Consider the following 15,561-nt stretch of genomic DNA (forward strand, 5'->3'; position numbering starts at 1 on the left):
CGTTCCTGGACCGCCGGTCCCCCTGACCCACCACCGGAGACGATCCACGATGACCCTGATCCTCACCCGCTCCGAGATCCGCAGCCTCCTCGAACCCGCCACGGCCGCAGTGGAGGCGGCGGTGGAGCGGGCCCACCGCGATCTCGCCCGCGGACGCGCGGCGCTGCCGGCCCCGCCGGCGATGAGCGTCCCCGGCACGGACGGCGTCTTCCTCGCCATGGCCTCCGCGTCCGCTCCCGCCGGACTCGCCGCGGTCAAACTCCTCTCCGACCTGCCCGGCAACCGCGAACACGGTCTCCCCGCCCAGCGCTCGGCCGTACTCGCCGTCTCGGCGCACACCGGCTCCGTCGAGGCGGTGCTCGACGGAGCCGAGGTCACCCGGTTCCGTACGGCCGCGGCGACGGCGGTCGCCACCCGGGCCCTGGCTCGCGCGGACGCCACCGTCCTCGGCCTGATCGGCACCGGCCCGCTGGCCCACGCCCACGTCCGGGCGCTGCTCACCGTCCGGGACTGGACATCGGTGGCCGTGTGGGGCCGCACGCCCGACCGCGCCGCGGCCTTCGCCGGCCGCGTCACCGCCGACTTCGGCCTGCCCGCCGTACTCCTCGACGGTCCGCGCCAGGTCACCGAGGCGGCTGACGTGCTGTGCACCCTCACCCCCTCACGCGAACCCGTGGTCCGGGGCGCCTGGTTCCGGCCCGGACAGCACATCAACGCGGTCGGCGCACCGCCCCGCCCGGACCACCGCGAGATCGACACCGCCGGGGTGGTCCGCGCCCGGCTCGTCGTCGACTCCTACCCGACCGCCCGCGCCAAGTCCGGCGACGTCCTCGTCCCGCTCGCCGAGGGCGCGCTCGCCGAGGGCGACTTCGACACGGAGCTGGGACACGTCCTGGAGGGCCTCGCCGAGGGCCGGACCGGAGCCGGCGACATCACCCTGTTCAACTCCGTCGGCGTCGGGCTGCAGGACCTGGCCCTGGCCCGCCTCCTGATCGACCTCGCCACCGCCTCCGGCGCAGGCAGCCGCGTCGACCTCGCCGCCTGACAGACCCCGGGCCACCGGGACGGCCGGACCCGCGAGGCCGTGCTCACGGGTGCGCGCAGGTCCGGCGCAGATGACCGGACCTGCCCGCGGGCAGCACGTCGAGGTCGCGGCGGACGATGCCGAGACGGTCGCCCCAGCCCGCGCAGGCCCGGCGCAGACCCTCCGCGCTGTACTCGATCACCACGACGTGGTCGCCGAAGGCGCTGAGATAACCGCCGCACTCCCGGTACCTGCCGCACTCCTCCACCACGGCGAAGTCGAGACCCACCTCCGCGCGGGCGCCGGCCAGCTCCACGGTGTTCTTCTGGCCGATGGCCAACCCCTTGGCGTGGGCGTGGGCGGCGAGCAGCGAGAGGAACGCCTTCGCGTCGTCCGCGTCCAGCAGCCCGTCGGGGGCCCGGGTGAAACTGTCGTAGTTGTCCGGCTCGACCGCCCGGTAGCCCTTGGCCGCACAGGTGTCGATCCAGCCGTTCACCTTCTCGGCGATCCGCTCACGGTTGGCGGCGGAGCCGATGTCCAGCAGCGCCTCGCCCCAGTCCTCGTCCATGACGACCTCGCCCGCGGCGTCCCGCAGCAGCAGGTCGGTGTCCCAGTCGCCTTCCGCGTCCGGCTGGGTCTGGAAGGCGTTGACGTAACAGATGTTGTAGACGTCCGGCGCGGCGGGCGCCGTGTGGTCGCGGACGACCACCCCGACTCCGCCGGGCGGGGGGTAGGCGCCGCCGAGCTGGTAGTCGAACCCGGCGTGCACCGGGGGGAGCGTCACCTCGTGCGACGCCGGGGCGCGGTCCGGGGCGCGGTCCGGGGCGCCGCTCGAACAGGCGGTGGTGAGGACGGCGGCGAGGGCCGCCGACACCGCGAGCACGGCGGAACGGCGGGAGGGGACACGGCTGCTGCGCATGGAACGACGGGCTTCCACTGGCGGACACGTCCCCGCCTCGGACACGACGGCGGTCCTGGCGACTCGGTCCGGGCTTGCGGCGCGGGGGCCGCGCTACCGGCTGGGCGTGCCTCTCGGCGGAGAGGACTCGCGTCCGCCGCCGTGCCGAAAACCTAGTTGACGCGGAAACGGCACGTCAATCCGGGGTGCCCGCCGCCCCCGCGGGTTCGAGGCGGACCACCAGCCCCTTCGACGCGGGCTGGTTGCTGGACTCGGCGACGTGATCCAGCGGGACCAGCACATTGGTCTCGGGGTAGTAGGCGGCGGCACAGCCGCGCGCACTCGGATACGGCACCACCTGGAAGCCCGCCGCGCGACGCTCCGTGCCGTCCTCCCACACGCTCACCAGGTCGACCCGCAGGCCCCCGGACAGGCCGAGTTCCTCGATGTCGTCCGGATTGACCAGGACCACGCGGCGGCCGCCGTGAATGCCCCGGTAACGGTCGTCGTCCGTGTAGGGGACCGTGTTCCACTGGTCGTGGGAGCGCAGGGTCTGCAGCAGCAGGTGTCCCTCGGGCGCGCGCGGCATCTGCCAGTCGTTGCTGGTGAACCGGGCCTTGCCCGTCTCGGTGCCGAACGCGCCGTCGTTGGCCGGGTTCGGCAGCCTGATGCCGCCGGGGCGGATCACCCGCCGGTTGTAGTCGTGCAGTCCGGGCACGATGCGGGAGATCCGGTCCCGGATCGCCCCGTAGTCGTTCTCGAAGTGCTCCCAGGGGACGGTGGTGGCGTCACCGAGCGTCCGGCGGGCCAGCCGGCACAGGATGGCCACCTCGCTGAGGAGCAGCCGGGAGGCGGGCCGGAGCCGTCCGCGCGAGGTGTGCACCTCGCTCATCGAGTCCTCCACGGTGACGAACTGCTCACCCGTGGCCTGGATGTCGCGTTCGGTACGCCCCAGGGTCGGCAGGATCAGGGCCGTCTCACCGCAGACGGTGTGCGACCGGTTGAGCTTCGTGGAGATGTGGGCGGTGAGACGGCACCGGCGCATGGCGTCCTCGGTGACCTCGCTGTCCGGAGCGGCCCGCACGAAGTTGCCCGCCACACCGAGGAACACCTTGATCCGCCCGGCGCGCATGGCCCTGATCGAGTTCACCGAGTCCAGCCCGTGCTCCCGGGGCGGTTCGAAGCCGAACTCGTCGCGCAGCGCGTCGAGGAAGGAGTCGGGCATCTGCTCCCAGATGCCCACCGTGCGGTCCCCCTGGACATTGCTGTGCCCGCGCACCGGACAGGCGCCGGTCCCGGCCCGGCCGACGTTCCCGCGCAACAGGAGGAAGTTGACGATCTCCCTGATGGTGGGGACTCCGTGCCGGTGCTGCGTCACCCCCATGGCCCAGCAGACGATCACCCGCTCGCTGCGCAGCACCTCGCCCGCGACGGCTTCGATCTCCGCGCGGGTGAGCCCGGTGGCGCTCAGGATGTCCTCCCACGCCACGGAGCGCGCGTGCCGGGAGAACTCCGCCAGCCCCGACGTGCTGGTCCGGATGAAGTCGTGGTCGAGGACGGTCCCCGGGCGGGCGTCCTCCGCCTCCAGCAGCAGCCGGTTCAGTCCCTGGAACAGGGCCAGGTCGCCGCCGATACGGATGTGCAGGAACCGGTCGGCGATGTCGACCCCGCGGCCGACGATCCCGCGCGCCTTCTGCGGGTTCTTGAACCGCAGCAGTCCCGCCTCCGGCAGCGGGTTGACCGCGACGATACGGGCGCCGTTGCGTTTGGCGGCCTCCAGCGCGGAGAGCTGCCGCGGATGGTTGGAGCCGGGGTTCTGCCCGACCACGAAGATCAGGTCGGCGTGCTGGAAGTCCTCCAGAGCGACCGTGCCCTTGCCGGTGCCGAGGGTCTCGTGCAGGGCGAAGCCGCTGGACTCGTGGCACATGTTGCTGCAGTCGGGCAGGTTGTTGGTGCCGAAGGCCCGCGCGAAGAGCTGCAGCGTGAACGCGGCCTCGTTGCTCACCCGGCCCGAGGTGTAGAAGACCGCCTCGTCGGGTGAGTCGAGCGAGGTCAGCTCCTCGGCGAGCAGCCCGATGGCCTCCTGCCAGCCGAGGGGCTCGTAGTGGTCCGAGCCCGGGCGCTTGACCATCGGTTCGGTGAGCCGGCCCTGCTGGTTCAGCCACCGGTCGGAGCGCCGGGCGAGGTCGGAGACGGAGTGCTCGCGGAAGAAGCCGGGGGTGAGGCGGCGGGTCGTCGCCTCGTCGTTGATGTGCTTGGCGCCGTTCTCGCAGTACTCGTTGCGGTGCCGGTGCCCGGGGGAGGGGTCGGCCCAGGCGCAGCCGGGGCAGTCGATCCCGTCGACCTGGTTCATGGTCAGCAAGGTGGTGCCGGTGCGCCGGACGGAGGTCTCCTCCAGGGAGTACCCGAGCGCGTGCAGCACCGCGGGCGCACCCGTGGCCCACGTCTTCGGCGGGGTGACCGTCAGCTCTTCCCGCGGCTCTTCGCGCGGCGACTTCTTCTGCATCGGGCGGGTCTCTCGCTTTCCGGAAGGCGGCGGCGGGTCAGCCGTGCGGCCAGTGGGGGACGGGGTGTGCCGGCCGGCCGGTCTCGTCGGGCTGGACGTGTCCGCCCCGGATCGTGCCTCGCCAGGCCCCGGACGCTGCTCCGAGGCCCTCGATGAACTCCTTGAAGTGCGCCAGCCCGGACCGCACGGCACGGCGTACCGGCCCCCGGCCCGCGGCGAGGGCCTCCTTGAGACCGCTGCCCCGGGTGTGCACCCGCACGGTGACCGACGTCCGCTCCGGTGACAGCTCCAGGAACGACACCTCGCCATGGTGACGGCCGTCCAGACTGCGCCAGGCCACGAGGGCGTCCGGTCGCTGTTCCACGATCTCGGCCGTGAACTCGTGGCGCACCGGCCCGGCCCCGACGGCCCAGTGGACGAGGGAGGGCCGGATCTGCTCGACGCTCCTCACCACCGACATGAACCGCGGGAACAGTTCGAACTGGGTCCACTGGTCGTAGGCGGTGCGCACGGGCACCGCGATCTGGATGGTCTCTTCGATGGTGCCCATGACCCGCCTGTCTACGAGCGCTCGTCGCTTCAGTGTCACGGTCCCGCCCGCCCACCGCCACCTGTGCTCGGCCGTGCCGCGGCCGTTCCGTGACCCGGCGGCGGTCCGCACCGGGTCCGGCGCGCGCCGGCTCCCTGCCGCCGGTTACCCGCAGCGGGGCGGCGTTAACACCGGACACGGCGCGTCGCCCGTACGGCGGGCACGCCTTTCGCCTCTTCCCGGCGGCCCCGCCCCCGGCCCTGGCCCCGCCCCCGGCCCCGCCCCCGGTCCCGGTCCCGGTCAGCCGCCGGCCGGAGCCTCGTCCGGAGTGAGCAGCACGAAGTCCGCGTCCGACGGGTCGAGGCAGACGGCCATCCGCCCGACGCCCTCCGCGTCCGCCGGACCCGTCACCAGGCTGCCGCCGTTAGCTCCATGTCGCTGAACCGCCAGCCGAGGACACCGCCGTAGAACTCCTCGGCGGCCGCGGCGTCGCTCGTGTACAGCTCGGTCCGGCACAGCGAGCCCGGCTCGTCGACCAGCTCGACGCCCTTCGTGCTCCCCGGCTGCCAGACGGCGAACTGCCCGCCCTGCGGATCGCTGACCTGCGCCATCCGGCCCCACCCGTCGAGGTCCGTCGGCGCGACCCGCACGGTGCCGCCCGCGCTCTCGACGGCCCGCGTCGTGGCGTCCGCGTCGGTGACGCTGTGGTACAGCATCCAGGCGGAGCGGGCGCCGTCCTCGGTGAGCGTGCCGATCCCGGCGACGATCCTGCCGTCCGTGCGGAACATGCCGCCCTCGGCGTCCTCGCCCGCACCGCCCATCGCCTCGTACCGCCAGCCCAGTACGGCCCCGTAGAAGGCCGCGCCGGCGCGCACGTCGGGGGTGCCGAGATCGAGCCGGCAGGGGGAGCCGGGAGCGAAGTCCGTGGTGATCATGGTGGCGTCTCCGTACCGTGGATTCCTCGCCCTTCCAGCGTGACACCGGCCACCGACACCCGCCCGCCTGCCGCTCGGCGGGGGCGGCGCCCGGCCGCCCCCGCCGAGGTCAGCCGCTGGTGAGGACGACGAGCCGCTGAGTGGCCCGGGTCATCGCCACATAGCGGTCCACGGCCCCCGTGACGCCCTCGCCGAACGCCTGCGGGTCGACCAGGACGACCAGGTCGAACTCCAGCCCCTTCGACAGCGACGGCGTCAGCGACCGGACCCGGGAGGTCGCCCGGAACGCGGGATCGCCGATCACACAGGCGGTCCCCTCGGCATGCTCGGCCAGCCAGGTGTCGAGGACCGTGCGCAGGTCCGCGACGGATCCGTGGGTGACGGGGACGCCGCCCGCCCGGATGGAGGTCGGTACGTTGGCGTCGGGCAGCGCGGCCCGGATGACCGGCTCCGCCTCTGCCATGACCTCCTCGGGCGTCCGGTAGTTGATGCTCAGCGAGGCCACGTCGATCCGGCTGAGCCCGACCCGCTCCAGCCGCTCCCGCCACGACTCGGTGAACCCGTGCCGGGCCTGCGCGCGGTCCCCGACCACCGTGAAGCTCCGGGACGGACAGCGCAGCAGCAGCATCTGCCACTCGGCGTCGGTCAGCTCCTGCGCCTCGTCCACGACGACGTGCGCGAACGGGCCGGCCAGCGGCTCCGGCGCGGCGACCGGCAGCGCGCTCTCGTCGACCAGGCTGTCCCGCAGGTCCTGGCCGTGCAGCATCGTCACGGCGCCCTCACCGTCGTCGTCGGAGGCGAGGACGGTGTCGATGACGGCGGCCATCCGCGCGCGCTCGGCGGCGACGGTCGCCTCGTGGCGGCGGTTGCGCGCCGAGGACTTCGGGTCGCCGAGCCGCTGCCGCGCCGCGTCCAGCAGCGGCAGGTCGGACACGGTCCACGCCTGCGGGTCCGCGCGCTGCAGCCGGCGCACCTCGTCGCGGCTGAGCCAGGGCGCGCACATCCGCAGGTAGGCGGGGACCGACCAGAGGTCGCCGACCAGGTCGGCCGCCTCCAGCAGGGGCCAGGCGTGGCCGAGGGCCCCGATCAGCTCCTGGTCGTGCGACAGCGCCCTGCGGAGCAGCTCGGGGGAGAGGTCGTCGCCCTCGAGCCGGTCCAGCAGGATCGCGATCAGCTCCTGCCAGATCCGTTCGCGCGCCTCGTTGTGCTGGGTGCCGGGTTCCGGCGCTTCGAACGCCTCGACCCAGTCACCGGCGGTCAGCCGGACGTCGCCCCAGGGCGTGGTGACCGTCATGTCCTCGGTGGGCGGTGCCTCGTAGAACGCGACGGCCTTCTCGATCGCCCCGACCATGTCGGCGGAGGACTTCAGGCGGGCCGTCTCCGGGTCGGACTCGACCGCCGCCGCGGCTCCCTCGGCGACGAGATCCCGCAGGGTGCAGGTGCGCACGCCCTCCTCGCCGAGACTGGGCAGGACGTCGGCGACGTAGGCCAGGTAGGGCTGGTGCGGTCCGACGAACAGGACGCCGCCCCGACGGTGGCCGAGGCGCGGGTCGGAGTAGAGGAGGTAGGCCGCGCGGTGCAGCGCGACCACGGTCTTGCCCGTGCCCGGGCCGCCGTCGACGACGAGGGCGCCGCGCGAACCCGCGCGGATGATCGCGTCCTGGTCGGACTGGATGGTGGCGAGCACGTCCCGCATCCGGGGCGACCGGTTGCTGCCCAGGCTGGCGATGAACGCGGACTGGTCGTCCAGCGCGGCGCGCCGGTCCAGCCCGTCCGCGGTGAACACCTCGTCCCAGTAGTCGCTGATCCGGCCGCGGGTCCAGCGGTACCGGCGGCGGCTCGCCAGCCCCATCGGGTGGGCGTGGGTCGCCGCGAAGAACGGCTCGGCCGCCGGGGAGCGCCAGTCCACCAGCAGCCGGCGCCCGGTGCTGTCCGTGAGTCCGAGCCGGCCGATGTACACGGGCTCGGGGTCGTCCGCGCCGACCATGTGCCCCAGGCACAGGTCCAGGCCGAAGCGGCGCATGGTGCGCAGCCGCCCGGTGAGCCGGTGGATCTCGATGTCCCGCTCCATCGCCGCGCGGCCCACGCCGCCGGGCGCCCGGCGCTCGGCGGCGAGCAGGTCGGACAGTTCGGCGATGTTCCGCGCGAGGCTCTCCGCGATGGCCGCGAAGTGCCGCTCGTCGGCGGCGATCAGTGCCGGGTCGGCCTTGGGGGAGAGACGGTCGGGCAGATCGAACGCGCTGGTGCCGAGACGGCTCATGTCAGCGGCTCCGATCCGAGATGCCGCCCGAGAAAAACCCATGTACTGACAGCAACGCTTGCACTTCGTGTCTCTCCCGTATCCGCAGGTCCTGGCCTTGAGGAGGCGATTCTGCGGCATGACGGGGGGCTTGCCGCAAGTCCCGGGGTGCGCTATACGTTGAAAGTGGCGAGGAGCGCACAGCTCTCCTCGCCTCTTTTCTTCCCACCGAGGACGCGGCGGCGCGTCACCCCCGCGGGGCCCTGAGCCCGGGCCGGCCCGGCGGACGACGCCCGACCGGCCCCGGCCGTCCGCTCAGCCCACCACCCGGCGCAGCGTCCCGGGGGGTGTGCTGCGCCGGCGCCACTCGCGCGGATAGCCGACGGACACCTCCTCGAAGCGGACCCCGTCGTACCAGGTGGTCCGCGGAATGTGCAGATGCCCGTAGACGACCGTCGCGGCCCGGTGGCGGACGTGCCAGTCTGCGGTCCGGTCGGTGCCGCACCACTGGGCGAACTCCGGATGGTGCAGGATCCGCGTGGGCTCGCGGACCAGCGGCCAGTGGTTGACCAGGACCGTCCGCAGACCGGCGTCCACCTCGGCCAGCCGCCGCTCGCTCTCCGCCACGCGGGCCCAGCACCAGTCCTCCCGGCCGGGATACGGATCGGGATGGAGCAGGAACTCGTCGGTGCACACCACACCCGCGTCATAGGCGTGCGCGAGCGCCTGCTCCTTGGTGTCCAGCCCCGGCATCCGGAACGAGTAGTCGTACAGCAGGAACAGCGGCGCGACCGTGACCGGACCGCCCGGCCCGGTCCACACGGGGAACTCGTCCTCCGGGGTGACGACGCCCAGTTCCCGGCACCGCTCCACCAGCCGGCGGTAGCGTGCCTCGCCGCGCAGTTGCACCGGGTCCTCCCGGGGCGTCCACAGCTCGTGGTTGCCGGGTGTCCAGATCACCTTGGCGAACCGTTCGGCCAGCAGGCCCAGCGCCCATTCCACGTCGGCGAAGAACTCACCGACGTCCCCGGCGACGATCAACCAGTCACCGGCGTGCGCGGGGCGCAGTCCTTCGACGATCTCACGGTTCTCCGCATAGGCGATGTGCAGGTCACTTATCGCGAACAGCGTCGGTGCATCCACGGGGGAAGACTAGGCGGGACGCCCGCCCGGCTCCACCCCCCACGGCATCCTGGACATTCCCGCGCACCGCCGTGGAGACTCCCGGAAGACCACGTCCCGGTGGTGGAGGAGCCCGCGACCACCGCTGATTCCCCTTCCCCTGTCGAAAGAGACCTCCTGATGAGCAACCCCCCCTACGACACCCCCTGGATCCGCCGGTTCCACCACGAGCCGGGCCGCGCCACCCTGGTCTGCTTCCCCCACGCCGGTGGTGCGGCGAGCTTCTTCTACCCGGTCTCCGACGCCCTGCGTTCCGAACTGGAGGTGGTGGCGGTGCAGTACCCGGGCCGTCAGGATCGGCTGCGGGAACGGCCGTTGACCACGGTCGACGAGCTGGCCGACGGGGCGCTGGCCGCGCTGCGGCCCCTGCTGGACCGTCCCCTGGCCTTCTTCGGCCACAGCATGGGCGCCTCCGTGGCCTTCGAGGTCGCCGCCCGGATGCGGCGCGAGTCGGCCGGCGCCCCGGTCGCCCTGTTCGTCTCCGGCCGTCGCGCGCCCTCGCGGCACCGCGAGGAGGCGGTGCATCTGCTCGACGACGACGGTCTGGTCGCCGAGCTGAGGAAGCTGAGCGGCACCGACGCCCGGGTCCTCGGCGACCTGGACATGCTGCGGATGATCCTGCCGGCGATCCGCGGCGACTACACGGCCGCCGAGACCTACCGGTACCGGCCCGGCTCCCCGCTCACCTGCCCGATCGTCGCGCTCGTCGGGGACCGCGACCCGAGGGTCTCCCTGGAGGAGGCGGGCGCCTGGGCCGACCACACCACCGGCGGATTCGAACTCCGCGCCTTCGAGGGCGGCCACTTCTACCTCGCCGAGCACCAGCGTGCCGTGATCGACCTCATCACCGACCGGCTCTCCTCCCTGACGCCCTGAGTCCGGCGAAAGGGGAGCGTCGGGACGCGGAGGTCAGAACGCGGGCCGCAGCCACTGGCGTACGTACTGACGGGCGCTGTGCAGGCGGGACTTGACCGTGCCGAGCGGCAGCCCGGTGCGTTCGGCGATCTCGGCGTACTCCATCTGGCAGATGTCCCGGTAGACGAGCGGCTCGACCAGCGTGGGATGCTCCCGCTCCAGCCGTTCGAGCGCTTCGAGCAGGTCGAGGCGCGAGCCCGCGATCACACTCGTGGTCCGCGGATCGGCCCGGTGGTCGGCGGCGGCCGGCAGCGGCTGTTCGACGGCCCGCCGCTTCAACTCGCGGTACTTCTGCCGGGCGCAGTTGGCGACCACGGTGTGCAGCCAGGTACTGAACCGGCTGCGCCCCTGGAAGGTGGTGATGTGGCGGGCCACCTGGAGGAGCACGTCCTGCGCGGCCTCCTCGGCGTCCTCACGGCAGGGCAGGAACCGCCCGCAGCGCCGCAGCACCTCCGGCCGGATCGCCTGGAGCAGGTCGTCCAGAGCCCGTTGGTCGCCCGCCGCCGCGTGCGGGGCGAGATACTCGGCGTCGGCGGCGGGGGGCACCACGTGCGGCTCCTCGATGACTGGTGGACAGAACAATGATCTTACGGTGCGGTACGGACGAGGCACGAACGGGAAGATTCGTTGCCCCGTCGTACCCCGCCCGGCGCCCGGGACCCCGCCGGCCGGGCGGGCACCTTAGAGTCGTCGCCGAAGGGGACCCGGAACGGGACCGGTGTCAGTGCCCGGTGTGAGCGGACCAGATGGCCTGGTCCTGGTAGACGAGGTTGACGTTGCCGTCGGCGCCCAGGCAGAGGATCGCCCCGTCGTGGTCCTGCGTCCCCGTGTGCCACAGGGACCGGCCGTCGGGCGCGAAGACGACGAGGTTGCCGTCGCCCTGCAGATAGGCCTCGTTGCCGCTGCCCGTGGTGCCGGACGACCAGCGGGCCCGGCCGTCCTCGTCGTAGATCACCAGATCGCCGCCGGCCTCCATCACCATCCGGGTCCGGTTGGTGCTCCAGACGCCGCCCGCCCGCAGCCGTTCGTTGGGCTGGACGCACATGGTCGTCCACTCCGGCTCGGCGGACACCGTGGCGGTGCTGGGCGAGGCCGAGGCGGCGCCCGTCCCCGCCCGCACGGTCCCGGTCCCGGTGCTCGCCGGGGCGGCGGGGGCCGACGACGCGGGGGTGGCGGCCGGTGAGGTGCCCGGCGCCGCGGACGTGGGTCCCGCGGCGGTGGCGGAGACGGTCGCGGACGGCGTGGCCGCGGCGTGCGGGCGCGTCCCGTGCCCGGCGGGCGGCAGCGCGGTGGTGACGTCGCGTCCGGCGTCGTCGAGCGCGAACCATCCGGCCAGACAACCGGTCGCCACCACGGCCGCCGCCGAACCCAGCAGGATCCGTTTCCGGCGCGCCCCCCGCCGTCGGCCGGCGGCCGCACCCACGGCAGTCCGGCGCGGCGTCCCGCGCCGGCCCGGGTCGGCGGCCGTCCGGCCCGCCGCGTCCTCCAGCGCGTCGGCGAACGCCGCCGCCGTCGGCCAGCGGCGCTCCCGGTCCGGCTTCAGGGCGCGCAGCACCACCCGCTCGACCCGGTCCGGGAGGCCGTCGCGGACCCGGCCGGGCGGGACGACCTTGCCGGGCGCGGCGGGCACGGCGCCGGTCAGCAGGTAGTAGGTGAGCGCGCCCAGCCCGTACACGTCGGCACGCTCGTCGATGCCCTCGACCGGGTCGGCCTGTTCGGGCGCCATATAACCGGCCGAGCCCGCCGTCATGGTGAGCCCCGACGCGTGGGCGAGGCTCTTGGCGAGTCCGAGGTCCGCGACGAGCAGGCGGCCCGGCCGGCCGCCGGACTCGGAACGGATCAGCATGTTCGACGGTTTGACGTCCCGGTGCACGATGCCCGCCTCGTGCAGCACCGCCACCGCGCGCGCGGCCTCGGCCGCGAGCCGCAGCCCCTCCGCCACCGGCAGCGGACCCTCGGCCACCAGATCCTCCAGGGTGCCGCCGTCCGCGTACTCCATGACGAAGTACGGACGCTCGTCGGAGAGTTCGCCGATGTCGTAGACCTGGACCACCCGGGGCGAGGCGGCCTGCCGCAGCAGCCGGGCCTCGGAGAGGAAACGTTCCCGCAGGTCCAGTCGCCGGGCCCAGTTGTCGGCCATGACCTTGACGGCGACGGGCGCCTGCAGCGAGTCGTCGTGGGCCTTCCATACGACGCCGAAGGCGCCCGAGCCCAACGGTTCTTCGAGCCGGTAGCGGCCGATGTGGTGCGGCAACTGCATGAGATCACCCTGCGATGAGGAGATGAAGGCGTGGTGTCCGGCAGATGACCTGGCGGAATACCGGAGTCCGCATACAGGGGCGCGTCGTCCGCTCCTTCCCGGCGCCTGTGAACTTCCGCGGCGGCGGCCGCATCGTAACAGTGCGGACGGCACTGAGCTGCACGGATCTCGGAGCACAAAGGGCGGCCGGCGAGGCCGGCGGGCAGCCGCGAGCCGCCACCGCGACATAACTTTCCGATCACTTCCGAACTTTTCACTCACCGGCCGCATCGAACCAGGGCGGTCGGCCCCACCACGGGCCGGCCCCCGCGTTCGTCTCCCCTGAGGAAGAAAAAATGAGCAAGCCCCGCGTAGCCGTCTACGCCGCCGACCCGATCACCCAGGTGGGGCTGGCGGCCTGTCTGGAGCGCAGGCCGCAACTCCTGCCGTCGGCGGTGGAGGAGGCCGACGCCGTGGTCGTGGCGGTCGAGACCGCGGACGCCGCCACCCTCGACACACTGCGCGACCTGCCGGCCCCGGAGCGGGCCAGGTTCGTCCTGGTGGTGGGCGGCGGCTGGTACCTCGACCCGACGGCCGCCGTCGAGAGCGGGGTACGGGCCGTGCTGTGGCGCGCCGACGCCGACCCCGCGGCACTGGTGCGCGCGGCGGTCTCCGTGGCGAACGGACACGCCTGGCTGCCCCCCACGATCCAGGGACGGCTGCTCGACCAGGTCGAACACGTCCAGCGCGAGGTCCTGCGGCCCAGGGGGCTGACCGCCTCCGGCCTCACCGCCCGGGAGGTCGACGTGCTCCGCCTCGTGTCGGAAGGCATGGACGTGTCCGAGATAGCCCAGAAGATGAGCTACTCCGAACGCACCATCAAGAAAACCGTCTCCACCGTCATGGGCCGCTGGGGACTGCGCAACAGGGTGCACGCGGTGTCGTACGCCATCCGCGCCGGACTGATCTGACCATGCCCGACCCCTCCCGGCACAGGGCGCGCGCCGGACCGGGTCCGAACGGGCCCCCGCCGCTCCCTTCCGGCCCCTCCGGGCCTCCGCCGGTGCGGCCGAGTCAACCCCCGCACCGGGGGTAGACGGGAGGCACGCAGCGAAGACGGACCGGAAGGATGCGAACGTGGGCGAGTCGTCGGTACGGGCAGTGGGCTGGGCACGGTCCCTGCCGATGAGCAGTGATGTGAAAGCGGCGCGGGACTGGACCCGGGAACGTCTCCAGACGCTCGGCTGGCAGACCAGCGCTCCGGAGACGGTGGACGCGGTGCTGCTGACCGTCTCCGAACTGGTCACCAACGCGCACCTGCACGCCCACAGCTCCGCACAGCTCGTGATGACCTGGGACAACGACTGCCTGCATGTCGCCGTGCACGACACGTCGGCGGACCTGCCGACTCCCCGCACACCGAGCCTGGACCGTACCGGCGGGCGCGGCATGTTCCTCGTGGACGCCGTGGCCGACAGTTGGGAGGCCCGCCCCTGCCCCTACGGCAAGACGGTCCTCGCCTGCTTCAGCCCGCCCACCTCGGCCGGTGACACCAAGGAGAACCACCGGCACGGCGGACAGGCATAGACCGAACGGGTTCGCCGTCGCGCACCCGAGGCACCTCCGCGGCAGGACCTGGCGTGGTTTTCGATGTGCGGGGGACCTGAGACGGCATGGCGAGAAACGAAACACGACGCTCGGCGCAGGCACCGGACGAGGCTCCGGCGCTCAGCCGTTCGCTCACCACCCCGCTGCTCTACTTCTTCATCCTGGGCGACGTCCTGGGCGCCGGGGTCTACGTCCTCGTGGGGCAGGTGGCCGCCGACGCCGGGGGAGCGGTGTGGGTGCCGCTGGCTGTCGCCCTGCTGCTGGCCCTGCTGACCGCCGCCTCCTACGCCGAGCTGGCGACGAAGTACCCGAAGGCCGGCGGCGCCTCCCACTACGCCACCCGCGCCTTCGGACCGTTCGCCGGGTTCGTCGCGGGATTCTGCATGCTCGCCGCCGGCATCGTCTCGGTGGCGGCCCTCGCCCGCGGCTTCGGCGGTGACTACCTGTCCGTCTTCGTGACGCTGCCGGTGGGTCTGGTCGCCGTCGTCTTCCTCGCCCTCCTCGCGCTGGTGAACGCGCGCGGCATCAAGGAGTCGACCCGCGCCAACGTCGTCGCCACCGTCATCGAGGTGGGCGGCCTGGCCGTCATCGTCGTCCTCGGCGCCTGGCTCCTGCTGCGCGGCGACGCGGACCCGGGACGCCTGGTCCAGCTCGGCACCCCGGAGAAGGGAGTCGCCGCGGCCGTACTGAGCGGCTCCGTGCTGGCGTACTACTCCTTCGTCGGGTTCGAGACCTCGGTGAACGTCGCCGAGGAGACCCGCGACCCGCGGCGCTCCTACCCGCGGGCCCTGTTCGGCGCGCTGGCCACCGCCGGCGTGGTGTACGTGCTGGTGGGCCTCGCCGCGTCCGCGGCCGTGCCCACCGCCCGGCTCGCCGAGTCGAGCGGGCCGCTGCTGGAGGTCGTCGAGGCGGCGGGCGGCGTACCGCCCCGCCTGTTCAGCGCCATCGCGCTGGTCGCCGTGGCCAACGGCGCGCTGCTCACCGGAATCATGTCCTCCCGCCTGGCCTACGGCATGGCCCGGGACGGACTCCTGCCCGCCCCGCTCGCCCGCGTGCTGCCCGGACGCCGTACCCCGTGGGCCGCGATCGCGGTCACCACCCTGCTGTCGATGCTCCTGGCACTCACCGGCAGCGTCGCCACCCTGGCCTCCACCCTGGTCCTCCTGCTCCTCGTGGTGTTCTTGATGGTCAACACGGCGGTACTGGTCCTGCGCCGCGACCCGGGCCGCGCCGATCACTTCCGGGCCCCGACCGCACTGCCGGTCCTGGGCGCCGTGTCCTGCGTGGTGCTCGCGACGCAGATCGAGGGCGAGGTATGGCTGCGCGGACTGATCGTCGTAGCCGTCGGGGCGGCGCTCGCCGCGCTCGCCACGGCCCGGCGCCGCCGGCGAGGTGACGTTCCTCACGAACGGGGGGTGTGACTCAGGGAGAAGCGGGTAGACGCGGCAGCGGTCAGAAGGCGGCCGGATCAGACACCTCACCTCTC

12 protein-coding genes and 1 pseudogene are annotated in these 15,561 nt (G+C 73.2%); 5 read left to right on the top strand and 8 right to left on the bottom strand.

Annotated elements, in window-relative coordinates; genetic code table 11:
* The first annotated feature begins 49 nt into the window (after positions 1-49).
* Positions 50-1,045, top strand: a complete 996-nt coding sequence (locus ABEB00_RS24420) for an ornithine cyclodeaminase family protein (protein WP_345622277.1) — start codon at positions 50-52, stop codon at positions 1,043-1,045.
* Positions 1,046-1,088: 43 nt separating this feature from the next.
* Here the strand turns inward: ABEB00_RS24420 and ABEB00_RS24425 are convergent, their stop codons facing one another.
* From ABEB00_RS24425 to ABEB00_RS24450, 6 genes and pseudogenes are all read right to left on the bottom strand, one after another.
* Complete coding sequence (locus ABEB00_RS24425) at positions 1,089-1,943, bottom strand: endo alpha-1,4 polygalactosaminidase (protein ID WP_345622278.1); 855 nt, start codon at positions 1,941-1,943, stop codon at positions 1,089-1,091.
* 175 nt (positions 1,944-2,118) lie between these two features.
* Entirely contained in the window at positions 2,119-4,428 is a 2,310-nt protein-coding gene (locus tag ABEB00_RS24430) for an FdhF/YdeP family oxidoreductase (RefSeq protein ID WP_345622280.1), read from the bottom strand.
* A 37-nt stretch (positions 4,429-4,465) separates the two neighbouring features.
* On the bottom strand, positions 4,466-4,978 hold the full coding sequence (locus ABEB00_RS24435; protein WP_345622281.1) for an SRPBCC family protein: 513 nt from the start codon (positions 4,976-4,978) through the stop codon (positions 4,466-4,468).
* A 279-nt stretch (positions 4,979-5,257) separates the two neighbouring features.
* Positions 5,258-5,892, bottom strand: a pseudogene (locus ABEB00_RS24440) (VOC family protein).
* Between the two features lie 109 nt (positions 5,893-6,001).
* Positions 6,002-8,152, bottom strand: coding sequence for an RNA polymerase recycling motor ATPase HelR (gene helR / locus ABEB00_RS24445; protein WP_345622282.1), 2,151 nt, complete (start codon positions 8,150-8,152; stop codon positions 6,002-6,004).
* Positions 8,153-8,446: 294 nt separating this feature from the next.
* Positions 8,447-9,274: a metallophosphoesterase family protein gene (locus ABEB00_RS24450; RefSeq protein WP_345622283.1), complete on the bottom strand. Its 828-nt coding sequence runs from the start codon at positions 9,272-9,274 to the stop codon at positions 8,447-8,449.
* 159 nt (positions 9,275-9,433) lie between these two features.
* Here ABEB00_RS24450 and ABEB00_RS24455 point away from each other — a divergent pair, with 159 nt between their 5' ends.
* Positions 9,434-10,189, top strand: coding sequence for a thioesterase II family protein (locus tag ABEB00_RS24455; RefSeq protein WP_345622285.1), 756 nt, complete (start codon positions 9,434-9,436; stop codon positions 10,187-10,189).
* Between the two features lie 33 nt (positions 10,190-10,222).
* On the opposite strand, the gene ABEB00_RS24460 is transcribed toward ABEB00_RS24455, so the two are convergent.
* Both ABEB00_RS24460 and ABEB00_RS24465 read right to left on the bottom strand, forming a co-directional pair.
* The gene (locus ABEB00_RS24460; protein WP_345622329.1) at positions 10,223-10,774 is read right to left on the bottom strand and encodes an RNA polymerase sigma factor; all 552 of its coding nucleotides are present in this window, start codon (positions 10,772-10,774) and stop codon (positions 10,223-10,225) included.
* 175 nt (positions 10,775-10,949) lie between these two features.
* The gene (locus ABEB00_RS24465) at positions 10,950-12,488 is read right to left on the bottom strand and encodes a protein kinase domain-containing protein (RefSeq protein WP_345622286.1); all 1,539 of its coding nucleotides are present in this window, start codon (positions 12,486-12,488) and stop codon (positions 10,950-10,952) included.
* A gap of 335 nt (positions 12,489-12,823) precedes the next feature.
* Between ABEB00_RS24465 and ABEB00_RS24470 the strand changes: the two genes are divergently transcribed.
* The 3 genes from ABEB00_RS24470 to ABEB00_RS24480 all read left to right on the top strand — a co-directional run bounded on the left by ABEB00_RS24470 (position 12,824) and on the right by ABEB00_RS24480 (position 15,496).
* On the top strand, positions 12,824-13,438 hold the full coding sequence (locus ABEB00_RS24470; protein WP_345622287.1) for a helix-turn-helix transcriptional regulator: 615 nt from the start codon (positions 12,824-12,826) through the stop codon (positions 13,436-13,438).
* A gap of 166 nt (positions 13,439-13,604) precedes the next feature.
* Positions 13,605-14,054, top strand: coding sequence for an ATP-binding protein (locus ABEB00_RS24475; protein WP_345622288.1), 450 nt, complete (start codon positions 13,605-13,607; stop codon positions 14,052-14,054).
* An 86-nt stretch (positions 14,055-14,140) separates the two neighbouring features.
* On the top strand, positions 14,141-15,496 hold the full coding sequence (locus ABEB00_RS24480) for an APC family permease (protein WP_345622289.1): 1,356 nt from the start codon (positions 14,141-14,143) through the stop codon (positions 15,494-15,496).
* Positions 15,497-15,561 lie beyond the last annotated feature (65 nt).

This window comes from Streptomyces ziwulingensis (assembly GCF_039542605.1).
Taxonomy (GTDB): domain Bacteria; phylum Actinomycetota; class Actinomycetes; order Streptomycetales; family Streptomycetaceae; genus Streptomyces; species Streptomyces ziwulingensis.

What these genes read in the sequence shown, in the direction of transcription:
- ABEB00_RS24420 (WP_345622277.1), top strand. Translation starts at nt 50, where the DNA reads ATGACCCTGATCCTCACCCGCTCCGAGATCCGCAGCCTCCTCGAACCC.
- ABEB00_RS24425 (WP_345622278.1), bottom strand. Translation starts at nt 1,943, where the DNA reads ATGCGCAGCAGCCGTGTCCCCTCCCGCCGTTCCGCCGTGCTCGCGGTG.
- ABEB00_RS24430 (WP_345622280.1), bottom strand. Translation starts at nt 4,428, where the DNA reads ATGCAGAAGAAGTCGCCGCGCGAAGAGCCGCGGGAAGAGCTGACGGTC.
- ABEB00_RS24435 (WP_345622281.1), bottom strand. Translation starts at nt 4,978, where the DNA reads ATGGGCACCATCGAAGAGACCATCCAGATCGCGGTGCCCGTGCGCACC.
- helR (WP_345622282.1), bottom strand. Translation starts at nt 8,152, where the DNA reads ATGAGCCGTCTCGGCACCAGCGCGTTCGATCTGCCCGACCGTCTCTCC.
- ABEB00_RS24455 (WP_345622285.1), top strand. Translation starts at nt 9,434, where the DNA reads ATGAGCAACCCCCCCTACGACACCCCCTGGATCCGCCGGTTCCACCAC.
- ABEB00_RS24465 (WP_345622286.1), bottom strand. Translation starts at nt 12,488, where the DNA reads ATGCAGTTGCCGCACCACATCGGCCGCTACCGGCTCGAAGAACCGTTG.
- ABEB00_RS24470 (WP_345622287.1), top strand. Translation starts at nt 12,824, where the DNA reads ATGAGCAAGCCCCGCGTAGCCGTCTACGCCGCCGACCCGATCACCCAG.
- ABEB00_RS24480 (WP_345622289.1), top strand. Translation starts at nt 14,141, where the DNA reads ATGGCGAGAAACGAAACACGACGCTCGGCGCAGGCACCGGACGAGGCT.